Origin of the sequence: Paenibacillus taichungensis, from assembly GCF_003287275.1 — a bacterium.
Classification (GTDB): domain Bacteria; phylum Bacillota; class Bacilli; order Paenibacillales; family Paenibacillaceae; genus Paenibacillus; species Paenibacillus taichungensis_A.
Genome location: NZ_QEVW01000003.1, coordinates 302944 through 315669, shown reverse-complemented (window position 1 = coordinate 315669; position 12726 = coordinate 302944). Strand labels below are relative to the sequence as shown.

The 12726-nt window shown below is 48.6% G+C and carries 15 protein-coding genes and 1 pseudogene; all 16 read right to left on the bottom strand.

The window, feature by feature from the left end:
- Positions 1-642 (bottom strand): annotated as a pseudogene (locus DC345_RS05060) (tail tape measure protein); the annotation flags it as partial.
- Between the two features lie 158 nt (positions 643-800).
- Positions 801-1211, bottom strand: coding sequence for a hypothetical protein (locus DC345_RS05055; protein ID WP_113052163.1), 411 nt, complete (start codon positions 1209-1211; stop codon positions 801-803).
- 62 nt (positions 1212-1273) lie between these two features.
- A complete protein-coding gene (locus DC345_RS05050) occupies positions 1274-1717 on the bottom strand; it encodes a phage tail tube protein (protein WP_113052162.1) in 444 nt (147 codons plus the stop codon).
- A gap of 3 nt (positions 1718-1720) precedes the next feature.
- A complete protein-coding gene (locus DC345_RS05045) occupies positions 1721-3073 on the bottom strand; it encodes a phage tail sheath subtilisin-like domain-containing protein (protein ID WP_113052161.1) in 1353 nt (450 codons plus the stop codon).
- The gene (locus tag DC345_RS05040; RefSeq protein WP_258530562.1) at positions 3054-3302 is read right to left on the bottom strand and encodes a hypothetical protein; all 249 of its coding nucleotides are present in this window, start codon (positions 3300-3302) and stop codon (positions 3054-3056) included. The genes DC345_RS05045 and DC345_RS05040 overlap by 20 nt, the downstream gene beginning before the upstream one ends.
- Entirely contained in the window at positions 3299-3769 is a 471-nt protein-coding gene (locus tag DC345_RS05035) for a hypothetical protein (protein ID WP_258530561.1), read from the bottom strand. The genes DC345_RS05040 and DC345_RS05035 overlap by 4 nt, the downstream gene beginning before the upstream one ends.
- Positions 3769-4293, bottom strand: coding sequence for an HK97 gp10 family phage protein (locus DC345_RS05030; RefSeq protein ID WP_113052159.1), 525 nt, complete (start codon positions 4291-4293; stop codon positions 3769-3771). Before DC345_RS05030 ends, DC345_RS05035 begins: the two co-directional genes overlap by 1 nt.
- On the bottom strand, positions 4283-4606 hold the full coding sequence (locus DC345_RS05025) for a hypothetical protein (protein WP_113052158.1): 324 nt from the start codon (positions 4604-4606) through the stop codon (positions 4283-4285). The genes DC345_RS05030 and DC345_RS05025 overlap by 11 nt, the downstream gene beginning before the upstream one ends.
- Entirely contained in the window at positions 4603-4989 is a 387-nt protein-coding gene (locus tag DC345_RS05020; RefSeq protein ID WP_113052157.1) for a head-tail connector protein, read from the bottom strand. Before DC345_RS05020 ends, DC345_RS05025 begins: the two co-directional genes overlap by 4 nt.
- The gene (locus DC345_RS05015; protein ID WP_113052156.1) at positions 4967-5296 is read right to left on the bottom strand and encodes a Rho termination factor N-terminal domain-containing protein; all 330 of its coding nucleotides are present in this window, start codon (positions 5294-5296) and stop codon (positions 4967-4969) included. Before DC345_RS05015 ends, DC345_RS05020 begins: the two co-directional genes overlap by 23 nt.
- Positions 5296-6243 (bottom strand): phage major capsid protein, encoded by a 948-nt coding sequence (locus tag DC345_RS05010; RefSeq protein WP_113052155.1) that lies wholly within the window; start codon positions 6241-6243, stop codon positions 5296-5298. The genes DC345_RS05015 and DC345_RS05010 overlap by 1 nt, the downstream gene beginning before the upstream one ends.
- Before the next feature lie 22 nt (positions 6244-6265).
- Complete coding sequence (locus tag DC345_RS05005; RefSeq protein ID WP_258530560.1) at positions 6266-7510, bottom strand: XkdF-like putative serine protease domain-containing protein; 1245 nt, start codon at positions 7508-7510, stop codon at positions 6266-6268.
- A gap of 107 nt (positions 7511-7617) precedes the next feature.
- Complete coding sequence (locus tag DC345_RS05000; RefSeq protein ID WP_113052153.1) at positions 7618-8448, bottom strand: phage minor head protein; 831 nt, start codon at positions 8446-8448, stop codon at positions 7618-7620.
- The gene (locus DC345_RS04995; protein ID WP_113052152.1) at positions 8441-9922 is read right to left on the bottom strand and encodes a phage portal protein; all 1482 of its coding nucleotides are present in this window, start codon (positions 9920-9922) and stop codon (positions 8441-8443) included. The genes DC345_RS05000 and DC345_RS04995 overlap by 8 nt, the downstream gene beginning before the upstream one ends.
- Entirely contained in the window at positions 9923-11614 is a 1692-nt protein-coding gene (locus DC345_RS04990) for a terminase large subunit (protein WP_113052151.1), read from the bottom strand.
- Complete coding sequence (gene terS, locus DC345_RS04985) at positions 11608-12501, bottom strand: phage terminase small subunit (RefSeq protein WP_113052150.1); 894 nt, start codon at positions 12499-12501, stop codon at positions 11608-11610. Before terS ends, DC345_RS04990 begins: the two co-directional genes overlap by 7 nt.
- Positions 12502-12726: the final 225 nt, after the last annotated feature.

Below are 12726 nucleotides of genomic sequence, written 5' to 3'. Positions count from 1 at the left end.
GGATTTGTCCTGGACCATAGGAGTAAGGGTAGAAAGTTCAGCAGCTCCTGTGGCTCTATCAGAGATAAGCCCTTGAGCAACTAATCGATCATTTGTGGTCATAACATCTGAACGCTGCTGAGTTGATAAGTATGGGGCAAGCCGTGAAGATTCCTTATAATAATCCCCTACACCGCCGAACACTGCATCGGACATCCCGCCACCCAGCACCAAACCACTACCCAAGGCAGCCAAGCCGGATAACTTAGCCGAAATGTTATCAACCAACGGGCTGATTTGGTCATCAGCATGCAAACGTACATGAGCATCTGAAATCCCTTTTACTTCGCTATCAGCGCGAGAGACCGAACGACGGAAGTTTTCCGCGCTTGAACGCGCACGTCGGAACAAATCTCCCACGGTTGCACGGCCAAGTTGCCTGGTCTCGTCTGCAGCTCGCCCAACCATGGCTCCGAGATCCCGGGCTGACTCCCCTGCACGATGAATGGAAGAGCTGAATTCCTGTCCCATTCGATCGGCAGCACGGCGAAGACCACCAACATCGTCTTGCGTATTTCTCAACCCACTTTGCATACGCCGAAGCGTACCTGATACAAGATCCCTTGCTTCAATTGGTACAGTAATACGACTGGCCGTAGCCATAGTATGCACCCCCTCCCCGGCCTATTTTTTGTTAAGCTTTTTCAGCTCTTCTTCTGCCAGCATCGATGCGGCCAAGCAAAAATGATATTGCCTGTTCTTATTTACTTCATAGGGCAAGACTTCGAACGGTAACTTCTTCTGATTGATCCAGAAAGCTGCTACCCAGCTCGCTTCTCCGTCTCGCCGGATGAGTTTTTTGCTTCTTTGAGCAGTTCTTCCTTCGTCTCTTTAAAATTTCGGACTGCCTTGGACAAAATGAAATAATGATCTGGATCGTTGAACATGCGTGGTGGAAGTTCATTTTTATTCACGCAATTGTATGCCTTCAGGAGTTCGATGTTTTTCCAGTCAAACTCATGTTCAGTCGCTTTGACGATCATCGCGTCAATGTCGTTAAAAGAACCTTTTGCTGTACCGTCCTCGTTGTATGCTGCTTCATAAGCGCGGCGCAGGTCCATAGTGGTCAAACGACGAACAGACCATTTTTCTCCGTCTACTGTCACTTCAATTTGTTCTGGTTCGGCTGCTTCTGTACCAGCCGCAAGGTATTTCTGTAATTTGTCGCTCATCATGATTCCTCCAATGTTTTATAAGTGTTTGACAAAAAAAGAAAAGGAACGGTTTCCCGCTCCTATGCCATGTAATCCGGGAATTGCTCTACAAACTCAAAGTCCGTAGCCGTTCCCTCCAACGTGATATCAATGCCGGTATTGCTGTCGATCTGAGCAACCAAGATATCCATGTTCCCGTGAATATGAATACCTGTGAGCAAGACACGTTCTGTATTTCCGGTTTGCATGTCCTCCAGCGCTCCAGTGATGCGATCAAGAAACATCGTCTTGCCTGCTTTAAAGTCTTCCAACAAGCGGTACCGGAGCCTGGATTCCAATTTGGACATGACCAGTTTTACCGGGATTTCATAGCCTACGATTTGTTTTGTCTTCGCCATTCGGCGAGCTCGGACAACATCCAATGTTTCTGGATTCAGTGTAACCTCAACTTCTTTAATGGTTTGAACAGCATCCCCGTTATCGTCTTCAACGGAAAGATTACGGCCAATAAGTTCGCGTTCCATTTACTAAGCCACCTCCCATGTGATGTAGAATGCCTCGATGGCATCAAGCGGCTTGGCAAACAGTTTGAAGTAGGCATAATCGAAGTCACTTACGTTGTTCGGATCTTCTACAAACGTATACCCTTCATCAATAGCCTTCTGACTCCTGCGGATCGCCAGATACTCCAGCACGGCCGCAATAAACATGCCTCGCCCATCCTTGTCGTTATCCAGCTTCGCTTTCCATTTCTTAGCTGTGGAATAGATGTCGTTCAAGACCTGATCAATTGTCATGGATACCCGGATCTTACCAAAGTCTTCACGTTCACCTGCGCCCATCGTGGTCAGTGTATTGACCGCCGACTCAATGATATAGTCATAACCGTCACGAGTAGCCATGAGCGTACCCTCAGCCAGTCCTTTAATGACCTCGCTGTGACTCCAATCAATGGCCGCTTGGGTCATTGGCACTTTAACCCCTGTGAAAGATTTGTTCGCAGGCGTTCCAGCCATTAGACCAGCCACCCATGCAGCCCATTGCACTGAGTTGTATGTTTTGCCGTTGATGTGTGTACCGGCAAGGGAGCAGTTGACGATGTAACGAGCGTTCATAGCCCTGCTGCGGGCATTATGTTTCTCAATGTCCGTATCATCCAGCCCAAGCCCTGCAACGACCAACTGAGCAAGTCTGCGGGCTTTTGTACGCCGATCCAGCAGCCATTGTTTGGCAGCGGCTTGAACTGCCGCTTCCGTCGATGGCAGGTAAAAAACATCAAAGGTCAGACCATCCACCCGGTTAAAGATACGGCTCCAATCAGCTGCAGTGATTGTGTCTGTTCCGGATACAGCACCTGTCAGTGGTGTATATGCCACATCAGCCAGATCCACGGACCCAACGGATTTGAAGCGAACCATATTGGACTTCTTCAGGGCTTCTTCCGCCGCAGCCTTATCAGCAACTGTGAATGTTTCTGTGTCGTAAATCCCTTTGGAATCACGGATGATAATTTCTTTCTTGGTGGCATCAACTAGGCTGGCGCGGATCATGTATTCAAAATCATTGCCGCGCAGTCCTGGGTAACGTGCTTCAATTGTGTAACTGTCGGTAACTGCTGAAGCAGCAGCCTTTTCCGAACCGTTGGTTACTCGGTACCCGACCACTGTTGCTCCTGTTTCTGAAGCCAGCTCCAATTCGTCCACCTGCAGGCCGCTTTCCTTCAATCGTTCGGACGTGTCTGCCATATCTATGGCTTGGTTGACTGCTCCCCATTCCGCTTGATACGGAATGAGTACTCGCCCTGTCACTGGTACCACTCTGGCCTTGGCCAACGCAATCAGTTCCACATATCCGCCTGGCCTAACTCTCTGAATCGACATTCAACGTTTCCTCCTTCTTTGCTGACGGACGCAAGAATGCATCCAATCTGCTTTGTACTTCCTGCTGAGACAGCAAATCTGTTGCTTTGCAATCAAAAAGGGCGCCCGCCACCTCAAAGCGTTCATGCTTTAAGGCAGGTGCCCCCTCAATCCATTCCTGCTTGGTCCGCTTGTTCAGGTCTTCCTGGACAGCGGCAGCGACAAGCTTTTCCTTGCGTGTTGTGCTCATGGGTTGAGCTCCTTTCCTTCATAGCCGATATGAAATTCATTGATCTTTGGTACAGGCAGCTTCGGCACGGACAAAAGATAAGAATACCTGCAGGTGACCTCAACCCGATCCTTTTCAGGTCGGTTGCGTGGTGGTTCCATAACCAGTGCAACACCAAAGCGTTTCGAAGCGTAGAGGTACTTCTTCTGGCGAAGGAATGCGAACAACGGGGCCAGATCAAAGGGAATAGGCTCGCCTTCATCTTCCTCCGTCACTCGCTCCTTATCAAAGTGGAAGACCAGTCCAACATCCTCGACGATTCGGTTAGCTCGCGGCGTGTGTGTCTTATCAGATACAAGATCCGTTTCAATGAACACCGATGGCCGTTCAAAATTACCAGCAAGCCATTGCGTCCGGTCTCGAAGTATTGCCAGATCCGGGTATACGTACCGCACAATCTCAGCCCACACTTTCAATCCAGTATCCATCATCGCAACACCCTTTCCATTTCTCTGTCCAGGCGTTGAATTATGAGCTGGTTCATACCGCCTTCAAACTGAGTGACAGCTATGTCGAAATACTTGCGACCGATGAAGCTACGCGGCTTGGCCATAAATCCACCTTTGGCATTGCGGTCATACACAAAAGACCCACCGCTGTTCCAATACCCCGGAACAAAGTGAGCCTTATGGATAGTGTATCCGTCATTGATAAGGCGGGGATACCCCCATTCACCTTGCTTGGATGAACCCGATCCCAAATCGGAACCAACCTCCAATGTGATAGCGTTCCGGTCCACGTCCCATTCCCATACGTTACCGTCACCGCCGCGAGTGAATGAGTTCCACATCAAGCCCGTATCAATCAGGCCTTGCCGATCGATCTCATCAATGATGTGGTTCAGTAGACTCTCGCCCATGGCCTCGGCAATGTTGGTTAGCACTTGCTTCATGCCCTTGTCGGCCAGCTTCCTGAATCGTCTGGCCAACCCGTCAAAGTCATTAACGATCATTGCCTTTCACCTCACATGTGACCAACAATTCACGCCAGTATCTGCGTGGATCAGAATCAATAACCAAATAGCGGCGACCAAAGAGGACAACTTCGTCACTAACCCGAACGTCAGCCGTCTTCGGAACACCGATTGTCTTTTTGACAATGTACATTACCGGTTTGGCATCAGCTTTGTCGGATGTTTCCGTCTTGATGACATGGCACTTGAGATCCGCGATCTTCCCGCTCTTCCGATCGTTAAACAGATCATCACCATCACGCTTGCTGCCCACCCGGTAGACTGCAAGCGGCGTTTTAAATCGGTGATTCACAGCAAATAGGCCGTGATGTTGCCATCGTCCGGCCCTTCCTGTTGTTTCTTGACCCAAAGGAACAAGATCGCGTCCACGTCCGGGTTTCCCGTAGTCTTACCTGCGATGGCCTGCCGGGTGTACGTCCAAGCTCCGTCACTTTCAGATGCATAGTTCCGGGCAACGGCAGCCAAGTATTCCTCACTGTCCTGAAGGGCCAGTCCTTCGGCCAACTTCACCCAGGCGAGCATGATGGTTCGGTCTACCACCTCCGGGAACGGAACGGGCAGATACAATTCAATACGTACTTGCGCGTCATCGATGTACTGTTCCAACTGCTCCGTTTCAGCTTCTTGGATGGGAGTTACCCTACTGCGGGTTTTAAGAAGTTGGGGCGTTAGCATAAGGATCATCCTTCTGCGGCAGAGCTGACAGTGCATCGGTCAGTTCTTGCTTGTTCATAGATGAATACCCTTTGATACCCGCAGCCTTTGCCTGCTCCTTCAGTTCAGTTAGGTTCGGTCCGTCATCCTTACCGTTATCATCAGATGGCGGAACTGGTTCAGATTGAATGTCTTCAACTGTGAAGTGTTCTTCCTGTCTCAGCTTTTCCGCGATCTCATCATCAACCAGAATAGGCTTGTTCGGTTCGAAGCGAAGGCTGTATTTAGTTATTGAAGTGTTTAGACCAGTGAAAGTAACCTTATGCATTAGAATTGCACCCCTTCCGCCATTGCAACAGCGCCAGGTTCTTCAAAAATAAAGTCCCCATCGGCATGCGTGGCATAGAATCGCTTGTCTTCAGTGACAGCCGCTTTACCTTCGGTTGTCTTACGAATGATCATGTCATAGGTGTTTACAATAACAAAGTTAGGTTTATACGTGAAAAGGACAGCACCTTCAGGCATATGTGGCACTTCTTCCACATCGTAATTGTTGATTCTCTTCTGTGCGCCCAAGATTTGGATTTGAACAGAGGCGCTGGTATCTTTAGATGCCAAGTGTTCCAAACGTTCCGAAAAAGTGTTTGGATGCATGAAGTACTTAAATTCTCCGCTACTGCGCAGACGCGTTGGTACAGATCTTTCCAACCGGAAGAAAACGCCGAGCTTACCAGCAGCATCAAGAGTTTTCCAATCAACAAAATTCCCAGTCGAGCGAGCTTTTTTCAACCATCCATCAGCAATGCTCAGGAAGTCATAATCAGGATCAGTGTTAGGGGTGCTCATATCACCATTAAAGCCCAAGTCCTGCATGTTTTCGCCAAAGTTTCGGGTCATGCCACCCATGATGATTTCTTCAATATTTTGTTTGCGAACCCGCTGTTCCATCCGAATCTTCTCTTCCGTGATCTCATATTGGAGAGTTACAGGAACAACAGAATAAGGAACTTGTTGATACACAGGTTCAGTTTGCTTACCAGCGGGATTCCCCTCTCTTTTCTTACGTAGGTTTCGCCCTGTCACGCCGATCTTGTCTATAGTACCCTTCGAACTGTCTCGGGTTTCAGTACGGATACCCTTCAAAAATTCTGTAGATTCATATGCCATCTGTAGAAATGCATCAACTTCCTCATAGTTCATGGCTGCCGGGTCAAGTCCTGTATGAATCGTACCTTTTCTAATGCTGTTATTTGCAATTTGTCCGTTATTTCTCATGGTTTCTTATTCCTCCTTTTTATTAGACGAAGCGGGCTAGTGTAGAAGTACCAGAAGACTTTTGAATTTTGTCATCTTCTGGTGTACCACCTTGAGCAGATCCACCGCGGCTATTTTTAACGATTTGTACATCAGCGGCCAGTGTAGTCATTTGCTCAGTCAACGGGGCCAACGCTTTGGCAATGGCATCAGTCACTGCATCAGCCTCTGGATTAGTGTTTGTTCCTGCACCCGATGTTCCAGCGTTTGGATCTGGATCACCTTCGCCATCCTGTTTCTTCAGTTCAGTGACATCAGCTGCCAGTCCCTCCATTTGTTTAACAATAGGCCCAACTGCAGCCTGAACGGCTTTTGCAATATCTTCTGGTTTCAAATCGTCTTCCTCCTCTTGCCCCTCATCATCTGCAGGAGCTGTCTTGTTTTTAAGTTCCGTTAATGCGGCAATGGCATCATCAACATGCTTGAGATTGCCCGCCGATATCTTTTTACCAGCCTTGGCGATCTGTTCCGGCGGCTTACCGATGGCCTTCACGATGTCCTCTTGAATAAGCACAGATTGGGCGATATCCACGAAGTCTTGTAAAGCTTCTCGAATTACCGTTGGATCATCTTCCATTCCGCTTTCCCAACTGCTCCAACGAAAAAGGACCGAGTTGAGCGCATCTTGTGCAGCCCAAAATTCTCGGTCCTTTCGGTTCTTGTTGTACTTGTCAGCAACGACACCTTTAACGATCGGTGCAACCGCTGCGTTAATCGCCTTTTTGATGGTCTGAATAAGTCCTTTTGAAACTGTTTCGTCCTCAACTTCTTCACGCTTACCCACGCCAAACATTGAAAAGCCTGTGATGTCACCCTTCTGGATTTCTTCCCAGGTATCATCATTAGTCACCTTCACACCAGCAACCCAAGATCCTTTTGCAATCACTTGGTCGCCAATTTCCATATCACACGGGGCAATATAAGATTCGACCACATAGCCCTTGTCAGCGTCCAAATCATGTTGCTTATCGATGTTGTAGGTGTGCTGGTTCTCCATGAACAAGTGAGCTGCCTTTTCGATCTCGACAGCATCCATCATGTCACCATGGACATCTTCAACATCAGGCTGATATACCACACCAATAACTATGTGTTGTGTGTCATCCACCTTGGCAATCTGGACCTGTTTCTGAATGGCATTCTTTCCTGCTGCCTTAATGATGGCAAACGGCACACCATTGGCGCCCTTATCTACCAGCGACAAGTGCGTAATCTTTGCGTCCTTCATTTTGTAGGTCATTTCTTCTTTCACCTCCTCTCATGTACAGTTCCATAGCAAACAGGCATGACCACAACAGCACCATACCAACACTTCTCATATGCAATTCACCTCGCTTAATCAAGTACCAGTTGCATCGTGCAACGGCAACTTATGATTTCTTCAGGAGATCCGGCGGGATCACCGGGATACATCAGCTTACTTTTGCCCACCTTAAACGGCTTATCCAAATCCACGACTTGACCATTTGCCTTGCGGTGAGTCTTTCGGGTCCTCGTACCGGCAGCGGAACGCCATTTCTTGCCCTTGGCAATTTCAGACTGTTTCCAGCCTTCCAACTTGCCGCCATTGGCCGCAGCCGTGCTCATGGTCCGGGAAATGCGTTGAGCTCTCTGCATGCTGAATGGCCCGTCTTCTCCCCCGGCTGCCTGAAGACTAATTTCCTGCACCAACAAAGCACGTTCTGAAGGAGTGTTCCCTTCCTCGATCGCTTTTTCAAAGCTACGGAGCAATGTGTCCGTCGAAGACTGATTCATATCGGGAACCAGGCTGCGGATCTCCTTAACGAATTTCTTGGCCGCCTTATTCTTGGTACTCCAAACCTTTCCTTCGTCCAGCTGCAGCAGCTCCGATTCTCCTGCCAGATCGAATAACGGTTCAAATGCTTCCTGCACCGCTTGTTCAAACAGGTCTGAAAACACGTCGGCTGTATGCAAGGCAAGAAGAACCTTTCCCAGCTCGCCGATATTCCCAAGGGCTTCCTCGCTCAGTTCAGTTATCGCTTCCTGGAGTGCTTGACCTTGTAGTTCCAAGATCTCCATGATCCGGTCCTCACTCTGCTTGTACAACTCTTCAAGCAGCTTGCGTTCCACATATGTGAGTTCTAGGCTATCCAAGAACTCGTCATCATCCGCCTTGGCGATCAGCTCCCAACATGCTTCACACATGGACACCCACCTCTGACTTTGCCTTCCGTATCAGACGCTTCGCAATAACGGAAACACGTTCTTGCAAGTCGTCAGGATCACCTTGTCCTTCTGGATCAAGAAACGCTGGTTGACTGCTTGCCAATTGAGCAATCGGAGTATCCAGATATCCCTCGCTGTACTTGCTCTCGTCAATAGTGGTACCCAATACATCCTCAGCAATCGGGATCAGGTCACGAACCAACATAATGCCGCGGTCAGCAAGAAAGTCCAGCATAGCCTTGCGATCTGCCGGATCAATGATGCTCGGTGCTCGAAGCACCGCCTTCACTCGGAAGATTCCCATGGCTGGGAACAACCGCTTGTTGAAAATTTCGTTCATGATCCACTTGCGGTAAGGTTCAAAAACTTGTTCTTCAGCGAATGCCAACGCTGCCTGAGCTGTCGCCCGGTTATAGTCTGAACTTTGGCCAACAAGAATCGGCGGCAAGCGGAAGGACGACAGGATATCAGCCTTCTTTTCCTTTCCATAATCAAGGAAGAGTGCATCCTGCTGCAGTAAGTCGTTCAGCTTGTCCATCTTGATCGATACTTTCTCGACCTTATCGTCCAGTGGGCCGCCTGTTTCTTGCCCTTTGGCTTCAAGGTAAAGAATACCGCCTTGAGATTGAGATCCTTTGACCTTGCTTAACAGCTCCATGGATTGTTGAGTGAGTCTCCCATTAGTCACAGTCAGGATCATTGAGAGCATCCGACCATTCGAGAAATAGGATACGTTCAATTCCTCAGCTTCACGGGAACCAACCACACCAGGCGCGTTACCAAACCAACGGGGTTCACCGTAGGCTCCATCATTGCCAATGCGAAGCGGAATAATTTGATTCTGAGTGCCATCGGTACCGAACAGTCGGAACCAAACTACGGATGTCCCCCGCTTCATGGCATAACGCCGAGCATATATTTGCTGTGAGAACTCTTCAATCTTTTTGGTGGAACTGATCCGCCGTTTGCGTTTGATTGTCGCCGGATTGCTCTCCTTGGTATAACGAACATACTTCGGATCCATACGGAAGATCGTCGGAAACTCACTCCCTGCAGGCCAAGCAACTTCCATATTGGCCATCCCCGTGCTTTCCAAGTCCTCAATGAGCTGGCCTATAATCTCTTCGGGATTGTCTTCGAGGTTACAAGTCTCCAAGAATCGTTCGGCTTTGTTCCATTCTTCCTTGGCCGTTTCATCACTTTCCCCAGGCAAATACTCCAGTGCAATCCCGTGGCCAGCAATGTTGCGCTTATATGCCTCGATGCATTGAGGAATGATGTTGCTGTTCTTCACAAGTTGTCTGCAAGAAGCAGGGTCGTTCCCCGGTTCGAATGGCAACAGGCCGTGATGATCGTATAAGCTGTCGAATACATCAGGAAGCTGGGCACTGGATGGAATGTGCCTACCTTCTTCCTTTGCAAATGGAACCCACGCTGCATTACCCTCACTCAATTAAATCCACCCCGCTCCCCCATTGTGTTCTTCATGCTTCGATTCCTCCTGTTGCTGTTGTTTTTTCTTGAACCATTCGAACCATTTGTCAGCCACCTGACGCACCTGCAGGGCAATGGAATAAGCCATGATACGGTCATCGTGACAACCGCTATCTGCTTCCGCTTTGCCCTTGTTATCGATGAATGTCATACACTCACCGAACAGCTCCGGACAATAGATATCGTAAAGCTCATCACGAATGGCTTCTTTGAAATCACTGATCATCACAGGACGGGTTGCCTTATTGGTTTCCCATCCAAGCTTGCCTTTCTTATGAAGGAACAGCAGCGGGTAATGACAAGTATTGAACAATGTGTTAAGCACTGATTCACCAGTGTTGTTGTTTTCCACTGCCAGCAAAGCTGTGTTGTAATACAAGCCGAGCCTGTTCAGTTTCTTTCCGTATAAGTCGGTATCCCATTTACCGTGAAGTGAAGCGCACATTTCACCTGTACGTGCATCAATCACATAAGCAGCATCATAGTCGCCATCCTCAGTACCTTTGGCCGTATCGGCCGCTAAGATATACCGTTTGCCTTGCTCCGGCTGGCGATAGATGACCAGTTCCCCCGCATGAGCTGGGACAACCTTTTCTTTAACAAAATCAATTTCATACTTGCTGCCTTTAAGTGTGATCGCATCCCGCAATCGCTTGATGAATTTGTTATCAAAGATGCTTTCCCCAGATAACAGGAACGCTTCATCAGGTTCAGAAGGATACTCCTGTTCGAATTGCCGTGAATCGCCACCACAGTCGTTTCGGATGGTGTAGCGTCGCCATTGCAATTGCTCATCATCCAGCCCGTACTTAGCTTTCAGTTCCAGTTCGTCTTCTGTGAGCTCAAAGCCAGGCGGTAACGGTTTGCGATAGTCGGGCATTTCGAACCATGCAAAAAAGAGCGGAGAAAAATCATTCTCGCCCTTAACAGCTGCATCCCATAATTGCTTGAACTCTTCCATTCCGTTGGCTGTTGATTCAATAACCCCGATGCTTCCCGCTTCCTTGGACAATGCGGCCAACAACGACAGCAAATGCCGCTTCTTTTTCTTGGCTGGCCAGAACGCAACTTCGGAAGCATGCAGATAATGAATCGTATCCGAACGGGCAAGTACTCGGCTTTCTGCCGTTTGTACGGTGATCTTTGATTTCAGCCCCGGATTCCTTCGACGGTCTGCCGTCCGGATCGCCGGATTCTCAAAGGTCAGCTTCTTGGCATTGTTCTTGCGGGTCATCGGCTGAATCACTGGTGGCACACGTTCATAATAAAGCTGAAACATATCGAATAGGTTGCTTGAAGCATCTGAGGACTGAGCAACAATAAAGGCATTCTTCGCTTCCTGCAGAGACGTGAAATAGTAGATCAATGCCTCTGTCACAGTGGAAAATCCCATTTGTCTGGCTTTAAGTATGATAATTCGAACGGGCTTCCCTGCTTCTAAATCCTCAATTACTTTGGCAGCATAACGCCGCTGGGCATCATTGAGGATTAACCGAACCATGGCCCCGGACTTGTCTTTAATCTTGAGCATGCGGTAACAAAACTGCTCGAAGTCCAACAGTATTGCTTTCAACTCAGCGAGTTTGTCCGGTCGTTGTTGCAGTTTTCGCTTGATCCGACGACGGTGTTCCTTAGCAAGTGCAATTACCAATCTAAATCATCCCCATCGTCATCTTCATCGTCTACATCATTTTCGCCCCCGCTCTCACCCCCATGACCAAGCACCTTGTATTTGTCCAGCTCAAGACGTTCACGGGCGATTCTCAATTTCTCTTCCTCTTGTTGAAGACTGGCAATCAGATTAATAACCCGAAGCTTCTTATCCCTCGTCTTGACCAAGGCTTCCTCTTGTTTGAGGATCTTGTCCAGCTTGGATGTGACAACGGTCGTGATCTCCGTGACTTTCATACCTTCGGTAAGCAGAGGTACCGTAATTTCCTTTCCCGTCTTGGGGCTTGTAACAGGTACCTTGTCCTTCCGCTGCATGAGTTCCTGCTTGGTCTTACGTTCCTCATCCGTCAAGCCGGATTCAAGAAGCTTGACCCGCTTCATATGTCTACGTTCTTGCAACGACAGCATGATTAATTGTTCTTCGAGCTGAGCAAGGGGGTCCGTGTCGATCTGATCAAACATATCCTGTTCTTCAGGTTCCAACGCATCCAGGAAGATGGTTTCATACATACCTGTCTTCAACGCCTTCTTATTCCGGTATGGACCACCAGGGCCGCCGCTGTTCCCAACGGCATTTTTATTCCCGGGTGGAGCACCGCCCCTATTGCCAGATGCATTCTTGTTGCCTTTAGGCGCTCCCCTTGATTTCTGAGCGTTCCCATTCGTTCCATTTGGAACGCTCCCTTTGGAATCCCCCGAAACGCTCCCATTGAATTCATCTTCCCAGCGATCCATGGACTTCCACTTGCGCACCCTGGACTCGGGAACAGAAAGAGCGGCGGCGATGTCTTTTAGTTTCATCTGCCCACCGCTCTCCAGCCACATCAGTTTAGCCTTGTCCCGCTCGGGACTGCGTTCTCTGGCCATGCTACACCATCACCACCCCCAACAAAAAAATATTATGTTTTCCATATGAGAAAGTCGGTTTAGATCGGACATTATTATATATACAACCAAAAGGAGATGTTAAAAGTGACTAAACATAAGTGTAATTACTGCCTTGAAAATTCTTTGATTGTCAGACAGGTTCATGATCCTTTCGATGATCCAAATGAAACTTTGATTCTCTTTGTATGCGAGGCATGTGGACGA

Excerpts from the sequence above, each read along its gene's own strand:
- DC345_RS05055 (WP_113052163.1), bottom strand. The coding sequence starts at position 1,211 with ATGAGCGACAAATTACAGAAATACCTTGCGGCTGGTACAGAAGCAGCC.
- DC345_RS05050 (WP_113052162.1), bottom strand. The coding sequence starts at position 1,717 with ATGGAACGCGAACTTATTGGCCGTAATCTTTCCGTTGAAGACGATAAC.
- DC345_RS05045 (WP_113052161.1), bottom strand. The coding sequence starts at position 3,073 with ATGTCGATTCAGAGAGTTAGGCCAGGCGGATATGTGGAACTGATTGCG.
- DC345_RS05040 (WP_258530562.1), bottom strand. The coding sequence starts at position 3,302 with ATGAGCACAACACGCAAGGAAAAGCTTGTCGCTGCCGCTGTCCAGGAA.
- DC345_RS05035 (WP_258530561.1), bottom strand. The coding sequence starts at position 3,769 with ATGGATACTGGATTGAAAGTGTGGGCTGAGATTGTGCGGTACGTATAC.
- DC345_RS05030 (WP_113052159.1), bottom strand. The coding sequence starts at position 4,293 with ATGATCGTTAATGACTTTGACGGGTTGGCCAGACGATTCAGGAAGCTG.
- DC345_RS05020 (WP_113052157.1), bottom strand. The coding sequence starts at position 4,989 with ATGCTAACGCCCCAACTTCTTAAAACCCGCAGTAGGGTAACTCCCATC.
- DC345_RS05015 (WP_113052156.1), bottom strand. The coding sequence starts at position 5,296 with ATGCATAAGGTTACTTTCACTGGTCTAAACACTTCAATAACTAAATAC.
- DC345_RS05010 (WP_113052155.1), bottom strand. The coding sequence starts at position 6,243 with ATGAGAAATAACGGACAAATTGCAAATAACAGCATTAGAAAAGGTACG.
- DC345_RS05005 (WP_258530560.1), bottom strand. The coding sequence starts at position 7,510 with ATGAAGGACGCAAAGATTACGCACTTGTCGCTGGTAGATAAGGGCGCC.
- DC345_RS05000 (WP_113052153.1), bottom strand. The coding sequence starts at position 8,448 with ATGTGTGAAGCATGTTGGGAGCTGATCGCCAAGGCGGATGATGACGAG.
- terS (WP_113052150.1), bottom strand. The coding sequence starts at position 12,501 with ATGGCCAGAGAACGCAGTCCCGAGCGGGACAAGGCTAAACTGATGTGG.